Origin of the sequence: Puniceibacterium confluentis, assembly GCF_007923445.1 — a bacterium.
Lineage (GTDB): Bacteria > Pseudomonadota > Alphaproteobacteria > Rhodobacterales > Rhodobacteraceae > Puniceibacterium > Puniceibacterium confluentis.
In genome coordinates this window covers 53,703-71,111 of record NZ_VOJI01000003.1, presented here as the reverse complement: position 1 = coordinate 71,111, position 17,409 = coordinate 53,703, and the positions used below count along the sequence as shown (strand labels likewise).

The following is a 17,409-nucleotide window of genomic DNA, read 5'->3' as shown; positions in this document are numbered from 1 at the left end:
AAAATCCTACAAAATCAACCTATGCGGGAATTAATACATCAAGTGACGGATGTGGAGCATTAGATTGCGGCGATATGATGGCAATTGAGTTCGAAGCCAACTTATTCGAATTCCAGCCCCATAACTGCCAGGGGTTTCATTTTAAGTAACATAAATAGGGGGATCCTATGTCCAAGTTTGCCAAGTTCATGAAGACCTTTTCCAAGGACGAAAGCGGTGCGGCCATCGTTGAATACGGCCTCGCACTTCTGGTCGTCGGCTCTATTGCAGTTGGCGCCTTCACCTATCTGGGCACCACGACCAATACGAACGTGACCGGTGCATGCACCGCCTTGGGCAGCGCAACCTGCTAAAGTCATTTCCGTCTATTTCAGACAGCTTTATGCCAAATCTCGCTCCTCCAGGCTTCGGCCTTCGGAGGGGCGTGACCTCTAAGCCATTGCGAACAAACAGACAGTACTGCGTCCATTAAAGAGGTCATTTTCTTTTCAAGGCAGATTTTATGGCGCGCAGCGCCAGGGAGACAGCCATGCGTATCAAACCGATAGTCACCACAATATTTGGGGTCGCGATCGCCGCAGGCTCGGTCCTCTTTGCCAGAGAACAAATTTTCCAGCCCGGGACCAAGGATATGGCATCCGGATTGGCACAGGTCGTCGTGGCCCGTGCCGATATAGATTTCAGCCAGCCGGTCGAAGCACACATGCTGACCGTGCAGGCCTGGCCGATTGAAGCGATGCCGATTGGTGCATTCACAGAGATCGAACAGATTGTGGCAAGATCAGGTCAGGAGCCGCGCCGCGCCAAGGGGCGTTTCTTTATGGGAGAGGTCATCCTGGCGTCGAAAGTCTCGGGCTATGGAGAGAAAGTGACCCTCGTTCAGAAACTGGGCGAGAACACCCGCGCCATGGCGATAAAGGTGGACGCCGTCACAGCCGTGGGCGGCTTTGTGACGCCGGGCGATTATATCGACATCCTGATGACTCAGAGCGATTCCGGCAATTATACCGCCGTCACGATCCTTCAGAACATCCGGGTTCTTGGTGTGGACCAGCAATCCGAAGAGCAGAAAAACCAGCCCGAAGTGGCCCGGACTCTGACGGTAGAAGTGACACCGGATCAGGGTCAGCGGCTGGCTCTGGCCCAAAAGGCCGGATCGCTGAGCCTCACGCTGCGGACGCTGAACAACGTCGAAGACAAGCTGATGGACATGGTCGACATGCGTGACCTGTTGCAGAACGACTCGCCCGTAGAGGACGAGGACAAGCGCCCGACCATCACAGTGCGCCGCGCCAATTTCGTGGCGGAAGAATCCATTCGTTGAATTCACCCCGCCAAAAACATCAACCGCCCGATAATTGATCGGGAACTCGGAAGGGAGATTTGGATATGCGCCTTTATACCAGCCTGTCCGGCTTCCGCAGGGATGACGAAGGAACGATCGCCATTCTCTGGGCCGCATCGATGGTGGCTTTTTTCGGCTTCATGGCGATTGCGCTGGATGTTGGCCGGGTCTCTTCCACTCATGCGGAGTTCCAGTCCTTTGCAGACAACGTCGCGCTCGCGGCGGCCGGTGAACTTGATGGAAGATCCGATGCGCTGACGCGCTCGGCAGCAGCGGCGGCCAACATGATTTCGCGTGGTCAAACCTTCGCATCCGGGACGGCGAACCTCTCGGGGTCCAGCGACTACACCCTGACATTCCACAGCTCCCTGCCTGCGTCGGACCAGACTCCGATGACGGTGGAATCTCCGGCACCGACCGCCCGGCAGGCAAAGTACGCACGGGTCGTGATCACGCCCCGCTCGGTCAGCATGCAGCTCGCCTCGGCCGTCAGGCAGATGCTGGGTGGCGCGACCTTTACTGTCACCGATCTCAGCGCAGAAGCGGTGGCCGGGTACACCCAGGCTGCCTGTGACATTTCACCCCTCATGTTCTGCCTGCCGCCGAACTGGGAATCGACGCTGGACGTGGGCGACATGATCGACTTGCGCAGCGGCGGCTCTGGCAGCGCGTGGGCCCCGGGAAACTTTGGGTTCGTGGACCTGGACAATTTCCAGGACCTGTCCGGTGTCTGCGCGGACCAGGGCGGCAACAAGCTGGCCTGCCTGATCGCCGCACAGCAGAATATCACGCAATGTGCCCTGTCCAACGGCATCGACACCGAACCGGGGCAGAAGGTCGGCATCACCAACGCTGCCTTCAACGTGCGCTTTGACATCTACCGCGCCGTGCTGAACGGCAAAAAGAACAACCCGCTCTATGCTCCGGCTCCGAACGTGATCAAGGGGATCAAGCCTGGCGGAGCGGGCGCCTGCATCCAGGGCTCCGCGACGGTGACGCCAGATACCCGGGCACTGCCGCGCGACTCCTGCATGATCGCGGGAACCTGCGGCGGCAACAACCGCTTTGGCGACGGAACATGGGACCGGCAGGGGTATCTCAACGTCAATCATGACCTCGCCGACGGGACCGCGGACGGCGTGGGAAGCGATACGCATCTGCCCGCCCTGACCGGCACGAATACCCAATACGCGAATACGCGGTTCGGAATGTACCTCCGTGAAATCGCATACGGCAACTCTAACCCGTTTTCGCCGCCAAACGCCAATGCGATCCTCAATCCCACGCTGTCGGAAACCGGTCGTCCAAAGTGTTCGTCGCAGATGTCGACCCTGCCGGAACGCCGGGTTGTCAATGCGGCAGGGGTCGACTGTACCACGACCACGATCAACGGCAGCACAACGGGTGTGCCGGTCACACAGTATATCTCGGTCTTCCTCACCGAACCCGTGGGCGAAGATGGCTCGTCGCCCCCGGGATTCGGCATTTACGGGGAAGTCGTCGGTTTTACGGATGTCGCGGGCGGGGGCACCAGCAATTTCGGCGGTATCTTCCGCGATGTCGTCCAGTTGTATCGCTGAGAGTGTGCGCCGATGACCCGCAGCCGTAATTCCAGAATCCGCAACTTCCTGAACCGAGAGGACGGGTCCGTTCTCGTTGAATTCGCCCTGGTCATGCCGCTCATGCTGGCTGTTTTTGCCGTGACGGTGGAAAGCGCCAAGATGATGAAATCATATCAGGCGGCGGTGGCGGGCGTCCGGGATGCGGCGCGTTACATGGCACGCACCACGCCGTCGAACATCTGCGACACCGGCGGCAGCGTGGCGGACCTCACGGCGACACTGAAGGACATCGTCGAAAATGATCTTGGCGGAACCGCCTTGATGCCAAGTTCGGTGACAGTCAATTACGTGACCCCGTCGTATTCCTGTGTCATCGGCAGCTATCGGGTCAGTCCGGCACCGGTTGGCACGGTAACAGCGAACATGACGCTCCAGTTTCCGCTGTCGGGCATTCTTGATCTGTTCGGCGGAAGCCTTTCGACCCAGACGACGACCATCACTGACCAGGCCCGGATATTCGGACAATGACCGGTGTATGGCATAACCGTCCTCTCCAGCAGGACCGCGGCTTTGCCGGTGACGACAGCGGTGCGGTTCTCGTTGAATTCGCCATTGTCATCTCTCTGTTCTTCTTTCTCTTTTTTACCCTGCTCGATTTCGGCCGCCTGTCCGGCAACAATGTCATGGCACAGACCGCCGCGCAGGTGGCGGCGCGAATCGCCGTCGTGCGCCCGCCGGCCTGTGCCGGGGTCCCCGAACTGCACGCGCGCGGTACAGTCGCACCGGGAACAACGCCCCCCCGCTACGGGACGTCCTGCAAGGCAGGCGCATCGGTCTGTGCTGCCGCTGCCGAAGTCACCTGTGTGGGCGCCGCTGCGAACCCGACGGCGAACGAGATCTGGAACCGGATCAGGGTCTTTCTGCCAACGGACGCCACGATTGCGGCGCTGGAGTTCACCTATACCTACGATTCCAATCTCGGGTTTCTGGGCGGTCCTTATACGCCGGTCGTCACCGTCGAACTCAACCTGCCGAATTTCCAGTTCATTTCGCCACTTGGCCAATTGGCCGCTGCCGCCGGGGCATCCTCCCCCGGCACATTGGGCAACCCCATTTCTTATTCAAATTTCAGCATTTCGCTGCCTGCGGAAGACCTCGCATCGGGAGAAAACGGATGATCCACCTATCTGAAATATCTGCCAACAGAAAATCCAGCACCATCCTGGTGCTCTCGGCGAATCCGGCGTTTGTTCAGTGCTTTTCCGAGTTGGGACCGATGTGGAAAGATTCGGTCGTGTCGATCGAAAATTCGAACTTCCAATCCCTGAACAACGACTCGCTTGATCTTGTGTTCAAGTACGATGTGGTGGTCTTTGATGCCGACCCGGAGGATGTGCCGGAATGCAACGCCATCGAGGCACGGCTGCGAAACCGCAAGGGCCTGACACTTTTCATCGCCCTGACCGACAGCAACCTGTCCATCGCCAAGGCCCGCCACCTGGCAGATATCGGAATAGACGAGGTTCTGCCGATCGATATCACGCCAGAAGCGCTGAAGAAGGTGATCGACCACACGCTGGAGATCCATCATGCCCCCGTTCATCTGATTGAAGCGCCGAAAGAGGCGACAGAGTTGGCGCAGGTGATCGCCGTGACCCAGGCGCGCGGCGGAATCGGCGCGACCACTGTGGCGGTCAATCTGGCGTGCAGTCTGGCGCGCAAGGGCTCGATGTTCCGGAAACAGGAACGCAAGCGGGTGGCCCTGCTGGACTTTGACCTTCAGTTCGGGAACGCGAATGTTTTCCTGGATATCGAAGACAACGGCGGTTTCCTGCGGATGATCGCGAGCGAGGAAATGCCCGACGCCCGGTATCTGGCCGGGATCATGCACAAGCACGAACTGGGAATAGATGTGCTTTGCGCTCCTGCCACCGTTGCGCCGCTCCAGTCGGTCTCGGTCGAAATGGTCACCGAAATCCTTGCGCTGTTGCAACGCGAATATGACTATATCATCGTCGACATGCCCAGAGCCCTGGTGGACTGGATCGAACCGGTCGTCCGCACCGCGTCACAGCTGCTGATCATTACGGATACCAGCGTGCCCTGCGTGCGTCAGGCGCGCCGCCTGCTGAATTTCTTCCGGTCGGAACGGGACCATCTCAAGGTCGACATCGTGGTCAATCACGAAAAGAAGCCGTTCCTGAAATCGGATCATGTACGCGAGGCGGAAAGGGTTCTCGGGGTCCGGCTGTCACACTGGCTGCCGGATAATCCCAGGGTCGCGCGCAAATCGGTTGATCTCGGCCGTCCTGTCATCGCGACGCATGGCGGCTCTGACCTCGGCAAGGCGCTGACCAGAATGTCCTCCACATTTCTAATGGATTCTAAAACCTTAACCAAAAAAGCCAGATCAGGGATGACGAAAAATGTTTAAGGATTTCAAATCCCGCAAGTCACAGTCAGTTGGAAAGGTTGTCAAATTGGTGCAACCTGCTGCTGAGGCGAAACTGCCTGCGGTGCCGGAACCCGGGATCGACCTGGAATTGCAGGCCCACCTGGAGCTGAAAAGCCGCCTGCACGCAGAACTGCTCGACCGGCTGAACCTGTCGATGATCGACAAGGTCGAAGCCTCTGAACTGAAGCGGCAGATCTCGGCACTGGTCACGAGCATTCTTGAGACCGAAGGCGTGCAGATGCGCGCGGCCGCCTTCACCTCTCTGGTCGAGGAGCTGATCTTCGAGGTCATGGGGCTCGGGCCACTCGAGCCGCTGTTGGAAGACCCGACGATAAACGACATTCTCGTGAACTCGCACGATCAGGTTTATGTCGAACGGTTCGGAATGCTGGAGAAATCCACGGTGAGGTTCCGGGACGAACGCCACCTTCTGCGGATCATCGACAAGATTGTTTCGAAGGTCGGGCGCCGCATCGACGAATCCCAGCCCTGGGTCGACGCACGCCTTGAGGACGGCAGCCGGGTGAATGCGATCATCCGTCCCTGCACCGTTGACGGCCCGGCCCTGTCGATCAGGAAATTCTCGCGCAGCCCGCTGACCCTTGACCGCCTGATCGAGCAGGGCGCCCTGGACCACAGAGCCGCCGACATTCTGACCGCGATGGTCGAAGCGCGGCTGAATGTGCTGATCTCCGGGGGCACCGGCTCGGGCAAGACCACAATGCTGAATGCGATGTCATCCTTCATTGATGCCCGCCAGCGCATCGTCACAATCGAGGATGCCGCGGAACTGCAGTTGCAACAGGATCACGTCGTGCGTCTCGAGACCCGCCCGGCGAATTCCGAAGGCCAGGGCGCGATCCTGCAGCGCGACCTGGTCCGCAATGCCCTGAGAATGCGTCCGGATCGCATCATCGTGGGCGAGGTGCGCGGTGCCGAATGTTTTGACATGCTTCAGGCGATGAACACCGGTCATGACGGGTCGATGACGACGATCCACGCAAATTCGGCGCGTGACGCCGTGGGACGGGTCGAGCAGATGGTGACGATGGTCGGAGCCGATCTTCCGATCAAGACCATCCGCTCGCAGATCGCGGCGGCGATTCACATCGTGATCCAGCTCAGCCGGTTGAGCGATGGCCATCGCCGTGTCATCAGCATTTCGGAGATCACCGGGATGGAAGATGAAACCATCACCATGCAGGACATCTTTGTGTTCAAGCGCCAGGGGATTTCCACCTCCGGTCAGGTTCTGGGAAAGTTCGTCGCAACCGGCATCCGGCCGAAATGCTACGATCTGATGCGCGCGGCCGGGATCAAGCTTGATCCCCAGATGTTCCAGCGCGAGGAGGTTCTGTCATGATACAGACCCTCTCCATCCAATGGTCCATTCTGATTTACATGGGGCTGTTCATCGGCGTGCTCTTGGTTCTGGACGGCATGTTTCAGCTGATTTCGAAGCGTGAAACCGGGTCCGAAGCCCGTAACCGGCGCATGCGGATGATCCAGGGCGGGGCCAATACCGAAACGGTGCTGAACCTGCTGCGCGATCCCTCTCTGCAGCAAGGCAACTCCTCGGGTTCGCTGATCCTGCGTCTGCGCCGCCTGCTGGCCCACGCCGGCGGGCAAATTGGACTGGTCGGTTTCTTTTCGATCGTTGTGCTGCTGGCCGCGGCGGTCTTTGCCGCTGCCGTACAGTTCGTCGATCCCATGGTTGCAGCGCCCGCCGCCCTGTTCGCCGCTTTCGGCGTGCCACTTGCGGTACTTCAGCAGATGAAAGAGGCCCGCGCCAAGAAGATGACCGAACAACTGCCGGATGCCCTGGATCTGATGGCGCGGGGACTTAAGGTCGGCCACCCTCTCGCCGTCACCGTGGCCAGCGTCGCGACCGACATGGCCGATCCCATCGGCTCGGAGTTCGGGGTCATTCAGGACCAGATCAGCTATGGCGATGATCTGGTGACGGCCTTCCACGATTTTGCCGAACGCGCCGGAACCGAAGACGCCCGCTATCTGGCCGTGAGTGTGGGCATTCAGCACGGGACCGGGGGCAATCTCGCGCGGGTCCTGAATGTGCTGGGAAAAGTGATCCGCGATCGACAAACGATGCAGAAAAAGATCAGGGCGATCTCGGCCGAAGGTCGCCTCAGCGGCGTGATCCTTACTTTTCTGCCTGTGCTGATCTTCCTGTCGATCCATCTTTCGACACCGTCCTTCTACGGCGACGTCTATGCTCATCCGTTGTTCCGCTACTTCGGCTTCGCGATAATCATGTTGATCGTGGCACAGGGACTCATCCTGCGCCGCCTGATCAACTTCAAATTCTAGGAGGACAGGTGATGCTTTCGACCGTCATGGACCAACTGTCCTCTCTCACCTGGGGGGTGGAACTGGCAACCCTTGCGGGCATCGGGTTCGGGGTTCTTCTGGTTACATTGGGCCTGTCCAACGCGACCGGCAAGACGGCGCCGATGCGCCGAATGGACGTCGATGGCAACACCCGCGCACATGGTACCGATTTCGACCTCATCCTCGGCGAGGACAACGACCCGATGGGGTTCCTCAAGGCCTTTGTCCCGACGTCCAAGCGTGACCGGACAAAGGTCGAGAAGCGCCTGCGTCAGGCGGGCATTCAACGCCGCAACTCGGTCCGGTACTATTACGCCATCCGCGCGCTGCTGGGGCTGGTTCTGCCGTCACTTTTCCTGACCTGGATCATGCTGCCGGCGAGTTGGAAAAACGCCCTGCCTTTCGCCGATCCCCTGAACGGCATAACCATGGTCACCGCCCTTCAGGTCATCACGGCCCTGATGGTGCTTGGCTTTTACGGGCCCGCCGCGTGGCTTGGTGCACGCATCAGCGCGCGCAGGCAGGCGATCAAGTACAGCCTGCCCAATGCGCTTGACCTGCTGCAGATTTCAGTCGAGGCCGGGCTCGGGTTCGACGCCGCCATCGTCCGGGTGTCGCACGAGCTGGCGCCCGTGGCGCCGGAAATCTCGCAGGAGTTCATGATGCTGGAACTCGAGATCCAGGCCGGCAAAGAGCGGCAGACAGCCTTTCTGGACATGGCCGAACGCACCGGACTGCCGGAAGTGATGTCCTTTGCCAACGTGATACTGCAGGCGGGTCATTTCGGCACCAGCGTGTCTCAGGCGCTGAACACCTTTGCGCTGGACATGCGGCTCGACCGGGAACTGCGGGCACAGGAAAAGGCCAACCGCCTGCCGGTGCAGATGTCCGGCGTCATGGCGCTGTTCATGATGCCGGTCTTGCTGATGATCTGCCTCACGCCGATGTTGATCCGCTGGATCACGATGTTCGGCTAGGGCGCGGTCCCTGACAGGACGCTGTAACGGGGGCATGTCCCGGGATTTTCGGATGGCTGCAGTATCGCGTCGTCGCGATGGCATCCCGTGACGGTGCGCCTGTCCGGAGCCTGATCCGCGAACACCCTGCGGCCCTGCGGCATGTGAGACGCTGCTCCGTACGGCCGGGTCATGTCGGCATCCGCCACGGACAGGGACTTGGGAACAGGCAAGTGCGGCGGCTGTCGTGACAGGTTCTGCGGCCCAGCCACGAGGCTGCCAGGGCCGGAGCATGTAGAAACAATCCGCTGCCCGGCAACGCGCAGGTGAAATTGCCCAAATTTTTGCAAGAGCAGGGCTTGATCACCCGGAAATGTCAGCGTAAGTAGCCGCTCAGTTGGGGTGTAGCCAAGCGGTAAGGCATCGGTTTTTGGTACCGTGTATCGTAGGTTCGAATCCTACCACCCCAGCCATGAATGTCAAAAATCCTTGCAATAACGACGGCTTGCCAGTTTCGGCCTTCCGGGCCCGACGTGACGTCTCTCCGGGCGGCAGATATCGCCGGGCAACGCCGCTTGCGCAACTTGCTGACTCGCAGCATGGCGCCGGGCTCGCAGGCCTGACAGCATATTGTGCCGGAAATGGAAAAGAGCCGGGTGACGAGAGGTCATCCGGCTCTTTCCGTTTCTGCGATCAGACAAACAAACGCATTTCCTGCCCGGTTCGGTGATCGCCTCGTTTTCGGCGGCCCGGGAAACGCGGTCGGGCGAGAGGCTTGAGGCACCGTTCGAAGGCAATACCAGCTGATCTGCCGAAACCTCGTGCGCGATCACACCACCCGGATGGCAACCGACCGCCGCCCGGCCCGCTCAGAGGCCGCGGATCATCCCGCCGTCGACGCGGATCATCGAGCCGGTGACGTAACCCGCTTGCTGCGAGCACAGGAAAACCACCATGGCGCCAAACTCCTCGGGGGTGCCGTAACGGCCCGCGGGGATGGTCTTGCGGCTGGCCTGCTGCACGGCGTCCAGCGAGGCGCCGGTCTTTTCGGCCCTGATGCCGTCGAGCTGCGCCAGCCGGTCGGTGGCGATGCGCCCGGGCAACACCATGTTCACTGTCACCCCATGCGGCGCGACCTCGTCGGCAAGGGTTTTCGACCAGCCCGCCACCGCGCCGCGCACCGCGTTCGAGAGCGCGAGGTTCGGAATCGGCTGCACGACCCCCGAAGAGCCGATGGTCACTACCCGGCCCCATCCGCCCGCGATCATCGCCGGAAGGGCGGCGTCGGTGATGGCAAAGATCGGCGCGGCCATGGTGTCGAAGGCCGCCTGCCAGGCGGCGCGGCTCTGGCCTTTGGCGGGTCCGGCGGCAGGCCCGCCACAGTTGTTCACCAGAATGTCGACCGGCTGTTCGCCGAGCCGCGCGATCAGCGCCGCGACGCTGGCGGCGTCCGCCAGATCCAGCGTCAGTCCCTCCATGCCCTGCGCCGGGGCGGCGCCGCTGCGCGATGCGGCAATCACCTGCGCGCCCTCGGCGGCCAGCAGCGTCGCGCTTGCCGCGCCAAGCCCGCGGCTTGCGCCCAGCACCAGCGCGGTCTTGCCCTTCAGTCCCAGATCCATCAGTTCAGCTCCTTCAGTCGTTTCTCTTGCCGGGCGAGCAGGCGCTCGACCTCGGCTGTGGCCTCGGGCGTCAGGCCCGCGCCCGGTGCCCGCAGGTTTGCGCTCGCGAGGGCGCCGCGCCTGGCCAGCACGTATTTGCGCACGGCGAGCCCCGCGCCCGGCTGCTGCTCGTAACGTACCAGCGGCAGGTAGGCGTCAAAGATGTCCTGCGCCCGGTCCATGTCGCCGATGTCGGCCAGCCGCACCACATCGGCCAGCATCTCGGGGTAGCCGAAGCCGGTCATCGCGCCGTCGGCGCCGCGCGCCATTTCCTCGGGCAGAAAGACCCCGCCGTTGCCGCACAGGATCGAGATTCGGCGGCGGCCCCGTGCCTCGGCGGCGCGCAGCGTGCTGATCTTGCTCAGCCCCGGCCAGTCCTCGTGCTTGAGCATGACCACCTGTGGCACGTCGTCGATGATCCGGCCCAGCACGTCGTCAGAGATCTGCACTCCGGTGGCCAGCGGGAAATCCTGCAACACGATGGGCACCTGGTCGCCGAGCGTGCGGGCCACCTGCCCGAAATATCCGTGGATCTGCGGGTCGGTCTTCAGGCTGCCCGGAGTGGTCACCATGCAGCCCGCCGCGCCCGCGTCCATCACCGCCTTGCCAAGCTCTCCGATCGCGGCCAGTCCCGACGCCGACACCCCCACGACGACGGGCCTGCCCGCGGCGCGCCTGATCACCCGCTCGGCCACGGCGCGGCTCTCGGCCTGCGTGAGCTTGGGCGCCTCGCCCATCATCCCGAGGATCGTGAGTCCGTCGGCGCCTTTCTCGAAGTAGAAGTCCACCACCCGGTCGAGGCTGTCCCAGTCGACCGCGCCGGTCTGGGTGAAGGGGGTGACAGAGATGACAAAGACGCCGCGGGCGTCGGATGCAAGCAGGCTCATGGCTTGGGTCCTTGGTTGATTGGGGTCATAATGGGGGTCAGCCCCTTGGCGGTTCCGCGATCAGCAGGTCGCTGTCGGCGAAGGCCGCACGCAGGTCCGACATGAAACTGTGCAGCAGCCCCGAGTAGGGAACGCCGCGCCGGGTGTACATCACCGCCTTGATCTCGCAGGCCGGCAGGAACGGCTTGCACACCAGCGTGTCGGTGGCATGGGTGGTGGCGGAATAGGGGTCGACGACAGTGACCCCGAGATGCTGCGCCGCCAGCGCGGTGGCTGTGGCGCAATAGCGCACCTCGATGCGTGGGGCGTAGACCGCGCCGACCTGTTCATAGGCCTTGCGCACCAGCTGCCCGAGGTTCGATCCGGTCTCGAGCCCGACCATCGGCTCCGACTGCAGGTCCAGCGCGGTCAGATGCGGTTTCGCCGCCAGCGGGCTGGCTCTGGGCACCAGCGCCACCATATGCGCGCGTTGCAGCACATCGACATTCACCGCCGTCTGCCGGTCGTGATCAATCGCAAGGCCGATATCGGCCTGACCGCTCTGTACCGCGTCCTTCACCTGTTCCAGCCGCCGCACGTCGAAAGCCACCGACACGTCGGGGCGCGCCTCGAGAAAGCGGCGCAGGGCGACCGGGGCCACCGAATAGCCAAGCGGCGGCGTGGCGATGACCTTCAGCCGCCCCGCCATGCCCAGTTTCATGTCGCGCGCGCGTTGCGAGAAGCCGCGCATCAGGCTGAACACCGGACGGATCTCTTCGTAGAGGGTTTTCGCCTCGGCGGTGGGTTGCAGCCGCCGCCCGGTGCGCTCGAAAAGTTTGAGGCCGAGCTGTGTCTCAAGCTGCCGCAGCCCCGCCGAGACCGCTGGCTGCGAGATGCGCAACTGTTCGGCGGCTTCGACGGTCGTGGCGCAGCGCATCATCGCGGCAAAGATCTCGAGCAGTCGCAGCGAAACGTCGGGAAGCCCCGGTTCGGCACTCATTCCGGTGCCCCGACCAGCCCCAGCGCCATGGCGGCGGCGGCCTGAACCGGGTCGATCACCGCAATGCCGATGTCGCGCTCCAGCCGCGCCCGGATCGGGGCCATGCCGGCACAGCCCAGCACGACGGCACCGGCGCCTCTTTCCGCCAGTTCGCGGCCCAACGCCACGCACATGTCGTAGACCTGCGCGTCGCGCCCCGAGGCTTCGGCCGAGACGCCAGGCAGGGCAAGCTCTGCCGCGAGGCGGCTTTCGATGCCCATGGCGCGGATGCGCAGCCGGTGGCGGGCGACCGAGCCGGGGGCCAGCGCGATGATCCCGAAGAGATCGGCGCGCGCCATGGCGGTCAGCATGCCTGCCTCCTGCACGCCGATGACCGGCTGTTTCACCAGCGTGCGGGTCATCTCGACACCGGGGTCGGAAAAGCAGGCCGAGACATAGGCCGCCGCGTCGGGCCGGGCCTGCGCCGCGTCGGCAAAGCCGAGTCCGGCGCGCGCCACGTCCTGCGCGGTCAGGATCGTCGCCGGCGACGCGGGCAGGTCGATGACCTCGAAGTCCGGACCCCGCGCCGGGGCAAGATGCGCGACCGCCTCGCGGATGCCCTGCGTCACGCTGGCGGCAGAGTTGGGGTTGATGATCAGGATCGGGCCGGTCATCGCAGCACCGCGCCAAAGTTCTGCGACGGATCGAGTTCCTTGGCGGTCCAGCCGGGTCTGCCGCGCAGGTCGACGGGCGCGCGGGCGACAAAGCGGCCCTGGCCCTCCTTGGCCCGAAGCACGCCGTGTTCGACGATGACCGCGCCGCGGTTCATCACCACCTCGGGCCTGCCGGTCAGTTCCATGCCCTCGAAGGGGGTGTAATCCATGTTGTCGTGCTGGTCGGCGGCGGTGACGGTCAGCCGGGTCTCGGGGTTCCAGATCGCGATGTCGGCGTCCATGCCCGGGGCGATCCGGCCCTTGGTGTCGCAGCCGAAGGTCTTTGCCGCGTTGGTCGCGGACAGCGCCACAAACTGCTCGAGCGTGATCCGCCCCTTCACCACCCCTTCGGAAAACAGGTAGGGCAGGCGCGCGGCGATGCCGGGCATGCCGTTGGCGATCCTGGGATAGGGCACGTCCGGCCCGTTCAGAAACTTGCCGGTGTCATCGAACCGGTAGGGCGCATGGTCGGAACTGACGCTTTCGAAGGTGCCCATGCCGATGTGATGCCAAAGCGCGTCCTGGGTCTGCGCGTCGCGCAGCGGCGGCGAGCAGATGTATTTCGCCCCCTCCATGCCCGGCCGGTCGAGATCGGCGCGGGTCAACGCCAGATACTGCGGGCAGGTCTCGGCAAAAAGCTTGGCACCGTTGAACTTTTCGCGCCGGACGATCTCGGCGCCGCCCCGGGTCGAGACATGCACGATGAACAGCGGCGCGTCGACCAGCTTGGCCAGCTGGATGGCGCGGTTGATCGCCTCTTCCTCGGCCAGCTCGGGGCGCGAGACGGCGTGGTATTTCGGGGCGGTCAGCCCCTTGGCCGCCAGCTGCCGGTTCATCCATTTGACCATGTCGTTGTTTTCGGCATGAACCATGGTGATGGCGCCATGCGCCCGTGCCACGGTGAGAATGTCGAGCATGCCGCCATCGCCCAGGTTCATCAGGTCATAGGTCATGAAAACCTTGAATGAGGTGATGCCGCGGGCAAAGGCGCGGGGCAGCTGGTCCTCGAGCACTTCGGGCGTCGGGTCCGAGATGATCAGGTGGTAGGAATAATCAATGACCGACCGAGCGCCGCGCGCGTCATAGGTGGCGATGACATCGTCCACCGACTGGCCGCGCTGCTGCGCGGCAAAGGGAATGAACGACGAGTTGCCGCCAAAGGCGGCAGAGATCGAGCCCGAGAGGTAGTCGTCTGCGGTCATGACACCGGACGAGCTTTCCTGGGCGATATGGGCGTGCGCCTCGATGCCGCCCGGCATGACGATGCGCCCGCCGGCGTCGATGCGGCGCGCGCCGCCCGAAAGGGTTTCGGCAATCGCGGCGATGCGCCCGTCCCTGATGCCGATGTCGCCCTTGGCGGTGTAGTCGGCGGTGGCGATGGTGCCGTCGTGGATCACCGTGTCGAACTGCATCTGTTGTCCTCCTGCTGTCCCGCCTGCGGGCGGTCGTTCCCTGCTGTGGGGGCTTAGTCCGGCAACTTCACGCCGGTCTGGCTGGCGATCAGGCCATAATGTTCGATCCGCCGGTGCGCGGCAAAGTTGAAAACCGTGGATTTGCCAAAGTCGCATTTGGCGAAATCCGCCTCGTGCACGATCAGCTCGTCGCCCTCGCCTTCCGCCTTTGCCACAACGAACCCGTCCGGATCGACGATGATCGAGCCTGCGAACATGTGGTTGCCGTCCTCCAGGCCGCATTTGGCGACGGCAACGGCATAGGTCGCATTCTGGTAGGCCCCGGCGCAGACCGACAATTCGTGGTGATACATCCGGCGCTCCGGGCCTTCTTCTGCCGAGAGGTTGTTCTGGCTCGGGGTGTTGTAGCCGATCGCCACAAGCTGCACCCCTTGCAGGCCCAGCATGCGCCAGCTTTCGGGCCAGCGGCGGTCGTTGCAGATCGCCATGCCCATGATCACCCCCTGGTTCCTGACCACGCCAAAGCCGGTGTCTCCGGGCAGGAAATACCGCTTTTCAAGGTGCTGGTGGGTGCGCTCGGGCTCGTGCTCGGCATGGCCGGGCAGGTGGGTCTTGCGGTATTTCAGCACGATCTCGCCCTCGGGCGAAACGATGATCGAGGTGTTGAAATGCGCGCCCTCGGGCGTCAGCTCGCAATAGCCGAAGGTGAACCCCATGCCGTATTCGCGCGCCTTGTCGAACAGCGGCTGCACGGCGGGGTTCGGCATCTGCGTCTCGAACCAATGGTCGAACTCGGCGCGGTCCTCGGCGTAAAAGCGCGGGAAAAAGGTGGTCAGCGTCATCTCGGGATAGACGAGGAACGACACGCCCTTTTCATGCGCGCGCTCCATCAGGGCGATCATCCGGGCGATCACCTGGGCGCGGCTCTCGTCCTTCTGGATGCCCCCGATCTGGGCACCGCCGATAATGAGTTTGGTCATGGGTCTTTCCTTTCAGGGATGCTCAATGCACCGCAATGCCACGCTGATACCGCGAGATCAGGCGCACAAGCGGCCAGAGGATCGCGAGGTAGATCAGCGCCGCGAGGACAAGCGGCGAGGAGTTGTAGGTGACCGAGCGGGCCATGTTGGCCGAATAGAGCAGCTCGGAAAGCGAGACGACCGAGGCGAGCGAGGTCAGCTTCACAACCTCGACGGTGTTCGACAGCAGGTCGGGCAGCACGTTGCGCACCGCCTGCGGCAGGACCACCTGGATCAGCGTCTGTGCCGCACCCAGTCCGGTGGCGCGGGCCGCCTCTGTCTGGCCTTTCGGCACGGACTGGATGCCCGCGCGAAAGACCTCGGCGAAATAGGCCGAGTTGTTGAGGAAGAAGGCGATGACCACGGCCATGAAGGGGCTCAGATCCAGCCCGGCGAAGGGCAGGCCCGAGTAGACGAAGATCAGCAGCACCAGCGGCGGCAGCGCGCGGAACAGGTCGATGAAACCGACCGCCGGCCATTTCAGCCATCTGCGCGGCGACAGCGCCCCGAGCGCCAGCAGCAGCCCGCCGACGACGCCAAGTCCGATGACCACCGCGCAAAGTTTCAGCGTGATGATCAGCCCCTTGAACAGAAGAGGCCAGGCCTGACCCATGATGTCGAGATTGAAGAACAGGTCGATGAAATTGCTCATGTCGCGCTCCTTCACACGGACCAGGCGTAACGCCGTTCGGCCAGGCGCGACAGGATGACGACCGGCAGGAAAATCGCGAGATAGGCGAGCGCGGCCATCGTCAGCGGCGTCGCCGAACCGGAAAAGCTCTGCGCCGACGACGACACGGCGAGGATCTCCTTGACCCCGATCACCGAGCCGAGCGCGGTCATCTTGGTGATCGCCAGCGCGCGGTTGACCAGCGGCGGGATGCCAAGACGGATTGCTTGCGGCAGGGCAACATCGAACAGCGTCTGCGCAAAACTCAGGCCGGTGGCGCGGCCCGCTTCCCATTGCCCCTTAGGGACGGCGGTCAGTCCGGCCCAGAAGATCTCTTCGGCAAAGGCGGCAAGGACGCCGCCCAGCACGAGGATCAACACCATCGGACCCGACAGGCTGATGCCGAGGCCAGGCAGACCGAAGTAGAAGATCAGGATGACGACAAGTGGCGGCATGGCGCGGCCGATGTCGGCAAAGGCGACGATCGGCAGGGTCAGGTACCAGCGTCCCAGGGTGCGCAGGCAGGCCAGTGCCAGGCCAAGGGCAAGCCCGCCGATCACGATGATCGCGCTGAGCCAGAGCGTGGTGACGATGGCCAAAAGCAGATCCGGCAGGTATTTCGCCATCACCACGCCGTCGAAAAATGTATCGAGGAACCTCATGCGCCGCTCGGCTGCAGGCGCGAGAGGAAGGCGCGCAGGCGCTCGGACTTCGGGTTTCCGAAGATCTCTTCCGGGGTGCCGACCTCGACAACCACACCGCCATCCATGAAAACCACGCGGTCTGCGGCCTCGCGGGCAAAATTCATCTCGTGGCTGACCACGACCATTGTCATGCCTTCGTCGCGCAGCTGCTTCATCACCTTGAGTACCGAACCGACAAGCTCGGGATCGAGCGCCGAGGTCGGCTCGTCAAAGAGCATGACCTTGGGGTCGAGCGCCAGTGCGCGGGCAATGGCCACACGCTGCTGCTGGCCGCCCGAAAGTTCGCTGGGCATGGCAGATGCCTTGTGGGCGAGGCCGACGTGGTCGAGCATCTCCATGGCACGGGCCTCGGCCTCGGACCTGGAGCGTTTCAGCGCCTTGACCTGCGCCAGCATGACATTCGCCAGCACCGATTTGTGCGGGTAAAGGTGGAAGCCCTGGAACACCATGCCGATCTTCAGCCGCATCCGGTCGAGCGCGCGGCCCCGGCAATCGGTCACGTGCTCACCGTCCAGAAGGATGCTGCCCGAGGTTGGCTCTTCGAGCCGGTTGCAGCAGCGCAGCATGGTCGACTTGCCCGAGCCCGAGGGGCCGATGACAAAGACAAGCTCGCCCCGGTTCACGCGGAGGTCGATGGAGGTCAGCACCTGCGTGTCGCCAAAACATTTCTCGAGCTTGTTGATCTCGATCATCGGTCTTGGGTGCACCTTGGGCTGGCACA

The 17,409-nt window shown here is 62.9% G+C and carries 18 protein-coding genes and 1 tRNA gene; 10 read left to right on the top strand and 9 right to left on the bottom strand.

From position 1 onward, the window contains the following. Nucleotides 1-167 precede the first annotated feature (167 nt). The 10 genes from FOY53_RS04650 (at nucleotide 168) to FOY53_RS04605 (ending at nucleotide 9,140) form a co-directional block, all read left to right on the top strand. Nucleotides 168-353 (top strand): Flp family type IVb pilin, encoded by a 186-nt coding sequence (locus tag FOY53_RS04650; protein ID WP_146586224.1) that lies wholly within the window; start codon nucleotides 168-170, stop codon nucleotides 351-353. A 149-nt stretch (nucleotides 354-502) separates the two neighbouring features. Continuing rightward, nucleotides 503-1,324 (top strand): Flp pilus assembly protein CpaB, encoded by an 822-nt coding sequence (cpaB, locus tag FOY53_RS04645; protein ID WP_146586222.1) that lies wholly within the window; start codon nucleotides 503-505, stop codon nucleotides 1,322-1,324. A 65-nt stretch (nucleotides 1,325-1,389) separates the two neighbouring features. Next, a complete protein-coding gene (locus FOY53_RS04640; protein ID WP_146586220.1) occupies nucleotides 1,390-2,925 on the top strand; it encodes a pilus assembly protein TadG-related protein in 1,536 nt (511 codons plus the stop codon). Between the two features lie 12 nt (nucleotides 2,926-2,937). Continuing rightward, nucleotides 2,938-3,435 carry a TadE/TadG family type IV pilus assembly protein gene (locus FOY53_RS04635; protein WP_146586218.1) on the top strand — a complete coding sequence of 166 codons (498 nt, stop codon included), beginning with the start codon at nucleotides 2,938-2,940 and terminating at the stop codon, nucleotides 3,433-3,435. Then, a complete protein-coding gene (locus FOY53_RS04630) occupies nucleotides 3,432-4,085 on the top strand; it encodes a TadE/TadG family type IV pilus assembly protein (protein ID WP_146586216.1) in 654 nt (217 codons plus the stop codon). The genes FOY53_RS04635 and FOY53_RS04630 overlap by 4 nt, the downstream gene beginning before the upstream one ends. After that, on the top strand, nucleotides 4,082-5,341 hold the full coding sequence (locus tag FOY53_RS04625; RefSeq protein ID WP_146586215.1) for a CpaE/TadZ family protein: 1,260 nt from the start codon (nucleotides 4,082-4,084) through the stop codon (nucleotides 5,339-5,341). The genes FOY53_RS04630 and FOY53_RS04625 overlap by 4 nt, the downstream gene beginning before the upstream one ends. 49 nt (nucleotides 5,342-5,390) lie before the next feature. Next, entirely contained in the window at nucleotides 5,391-6,725 is a 1,335-nt protein-coding gene (locus FOY53_RS04620; protein ID WP_246107283.1) for a TadA family conjugal transfer-associated ATPase, read from the top strand. Further along, nucleotides 6,722-7,690 (top strand): type II secretion system F family protein, encoded by a 969-nt coding sequence (locus FOY53_RS04615; RefSeq protein ID WP_146586211.1) that lies wholly within the window; start codon nucleotides 6,722-6,724, stop codon nucleotides 7,688-7,690. Before FOY53_RS04620 ends, FOY53_RS04615 begins: the two co-directional genes overlap by 4 nt. An 11-nt stretch (nucleotides 7,691-7,701) precedes the next feature. After that, nucleotides 7,702-8,688: a type II secretion system F family protein gene (locus tag FOY53_RS04610; protein WP_146586209.1), complete on the top strand. Its 987-nt coding sequence runs from the start codon at nucleotides 7,702-7,704 to the stop codon at nucleotides 8,686-8,688. A 377-nt stretch (nucleotides 8,689-9,065) separates the two neighbouring features. Then, nucleotides 9,066-9,140, top strand: a tRNA-Gln gene (locus FOY53_RS04605). 396 nt (nucleotides 9,141-9,536) lie between these two features. Here the strand turns inward: FOY53_RS04605 and FOY53_RS04600 are convergent. The 9 genes from FOY53_RS04600 to FOY53_RS04560 are packed head-to-tail and all read right to left on the bottom strand — an operon-like array spanning nucleotide 9,537 to nucleotide 17,380. Then, nucleotides 9,537-10,286 (bottom strand): SDR family oxidoreductase, encoded by a 750-nt coding sequence (locus tag FOY53_RS04600; RefSeq protein ID WP_146586207.1) that lies wholly within the window; start codon nucleotides 10,284-10,286, stop codon nucleotides 9,537-9,539. Continuing rightward, nucleotides 10,286-11,212 carry a dihydrodipicolinate synthase family protein gene (locus FOY53_RS04595; RefSeq protein WP_146586205.1) on the bottom strand — a complete coding sequence of 309 codons (927 nt, stop codon included), beginning with the start codon at nucleotides 11,210-11,212 and terminating at the stop codon, nucleotides 10,286-10,288. The genes FOY53_RS04600 and FOY53_RS04595 overlap by 1 nt, the downstream gene beginning before the upstream one ends. A 37-nt stretch (nucleotides 11,213-11,249) precedes the next feature. Next, a complete protein-coding gene (locus tag FOY53_RS04590; RefSeq protein ID WP_146586203.1) occupies nucleotides 11,250-12,191 on the bottom strand; it encodes a LysR family transcriptional regulator in 942 nt (313 codons plus the stop codon). Further along, nucleotides 12,188-12,844, bottom strand: a complete 657-nt coding sequence (locus FOY53_RS04585) for an aspartate/glutamate racemase family protein (RefSeq protein WP_146586201.1) — start codon at nucleotides 12,842-12,844, stop codon at nucleotides 12,188-12,190. Before FOY53_RS04585 ends, FOY53_RS04590 begins: the two co-directional genes overlap by 4 nt. Continuing rightward, nucleotides 12,841-14,295: a dihydropyrimidinase gene (hydA, locus tag FOY53_RS04580; RefSeq protein WP_146586199.1), complete on the bottom strand. Its 1,455-nt coding sequence runs from the start codon at nucleotides 14,293-14,295 to the stop codon at nucleotides 12,841-12,843. Before hydA ends, FOY53_RS04585 begins: the two co-directional genes overlap by 4 nt. A 53-nt stretch (nucleotides 14,296-14,348) precedes the next feature. Then, the gene (locus FOY53_RS04575; RefSeq protein WP_146586197.1) at nucleotides 14,349-15,275 is read right to left on the bottom strand and encodes an N-carbamoyl-D-amino-acid hydrolase; all 927 of its coding nucleotides are present in this window, start codon (nucleotides 15,273-15,275) and stop codon (nucleotides 14,349-14,351) included. A gap of 22 nt (nucleotides 15,276-15,297) precedes the next feature. After that, nucleotides 15,298-15,966 carry an amino acid ABC transporter permease gene (locus FOY53_RS04570; protein ID WP_146586195.1) on the bottom strand — a complete coding sequence of 223 codons (669 nt, stop codon included), beginning with the start codon at nucleotides 15,964-15,966 and terminating at the stop codon, nucleotides 15,298-15,300. Nucleotides 15,967-15,977: 11 nt separating this feature from the next. Next, nucleotides 15,978-16,646 carry an amino acid ABC transporter permease gene (locus tag FOY53_RS04565; protein ID WP_146586193.1) on the bottom strand — a complete coding sequence of 223 codons (669 nt, stop codon included), beginning with the start codon at nucleotides 16,644-16,646 and terminating at the stop codon, nucleotides 15,978-15,980. Continuing rightward, nucleotides 16,643-17,380 (bottom strand): amino acid ABC transporter ATP-binding protein, encoded by a 738-nt coding sequence (locus tag FOY53_RS04560; protein WP_146586652.1) that lies wholly within the window; start codon nucleotides 17,378-17,380, stop codon nucleotides 16,643-16,645. Before FOY53_RS04560 ends, FOY53_RS04565 begins: the two co-directional genes overlap by 4 nt. Between the last annotated feature and the right edge of the window lie 29 nt (nucleotides 17,381-17,409).

What these genes read in the sequence shown, in the direction of transcription:
- FOY53_RS04650 (WP_146586224.1), top strand. Translation starts at nt 168, where the DNA reads ATGTCCAAGTTTGCCAAGTTCATGAAGACCTTTTCCAAGGACGAAAGC.
- cpaB (WP_146586222.1), top strand. Translation starts at nt 503, where the DNA reads ATGGCGCGCAGCGCCAGGGAGACAGCCATGCGTATCAAACCGATAGTC.
- FOY53_RS04640 (WP_146586220.1), top strand. Translation starts at nt 1,390, where the DNA reads ATGCGCCTTTATACCAGCCTGTCCGGCTTCCGCAGGGATGACGAAGGA.
- FOY53_RS04635 (WP_146586218.1), top strand. Translation starts at nt 2,938, where the DNA reads ATGACCCGCAGCCGTAATTCCAGAATCCGCAACTTCCTGAACCGAGAG.
- FOY53_RS04630 (WP_146586216.1), top strand. Translation starts at nt 3,432, where the DNA reads ATGACCGGTGTATGGCATAACCGTCCTCTCCAGCAGGACCGCGGCTTT.
- FOY53_RS04625 (WP_146586215.1), top strand. Translation starts at nt 4,082, where the DNA reads ATGATCCACCTATCTGAAATATCTGCCAACAGAAAATCCAGCACCATC.
- FOY53_RS04615 (WP_146586211.1), top strand. Translation starts at nt 6,722, where the DNA reads ATGATACAGACCCTCTCCATCCAATGGTCCATTCTGATTTACATGGGG.
- FOY53_RS04610 (WP_146586209.1), top strand. Translation starts at nt 7,702, where the DNA reads ATGCTTTCGACCGTCATGGACCAACTGTCCTCTCTCACCTGGGGGGTG.
- FOY53_RS04600 (WP_146586207.1), bottom strand. Translation starts at nt 10,286, where the DNA reads ATGGATCTGGGACTGAAGGGCAAGACCGCGCTGGTGCTGGGCGCAAGC.
- FOY53_RS04595 (WP_146586205.1), bottom strand. Translation starts at nt 11,212, where the DNA reads ATGAGCCTGCTTGCATCCGACGCCCGCGGCGTCTTTGTCATCTCTGTC.
- FOY53_RS04590 (WP_146586203.1), bottom strand. Translation starts at nt 12,191, where the DNA reads ATGAGTGCCGAACCGGGGCTTCCCGACGTTTCGCTGCGACTGCTCGAG.
- FOY53_RS04585 (WP_146586201.1), bottom strand. Translation starts at nt 12,844, where the DNA reads ATGACCGGCCCGATCCTGATCATCAACCCCAACTCTGCCGCCAGCGTG.
- hydA (WP_146586199.1), bottom strand. Translation starts at nt 14,295, where the DNA reads ATGCAGTTCGACACGGTGATCCACGACGGCACCATCGCCACCGCCGAC.
- FOY53_RS04575 (WP_146586197.1), bottom strand. Translation starts at nt 15,275, where the DNA reads ATGACCAAACTCATTATCGGCGGTGCCCAGATCGGGGGCATCCAGAAG.
- FOY53_RS04570 (WP_146586195.1), bottom strand. Translation starts at nt 15,966, where the DNA reads ATGAGCAATTTCATCGACCTGTTCTTCAATCTCGACATCATGGGTCAG.
- FOY53_RS04565 (WP_146586193.1), bottom strand. Translation starts at nt 16,646, where the DNA reads ATGAGGTTCCTCGATACATTTTTCGACGGCGTGGTGATGGCGAAATAC.
- FOY53_RS04560 (WP_146586652.1), bottom strand. Translation starts at nt 17,380, where the DNA reads ATGATCGAGATCAACAAGCTCGAGAAATGTTTTGGCGACACGCAGGTG.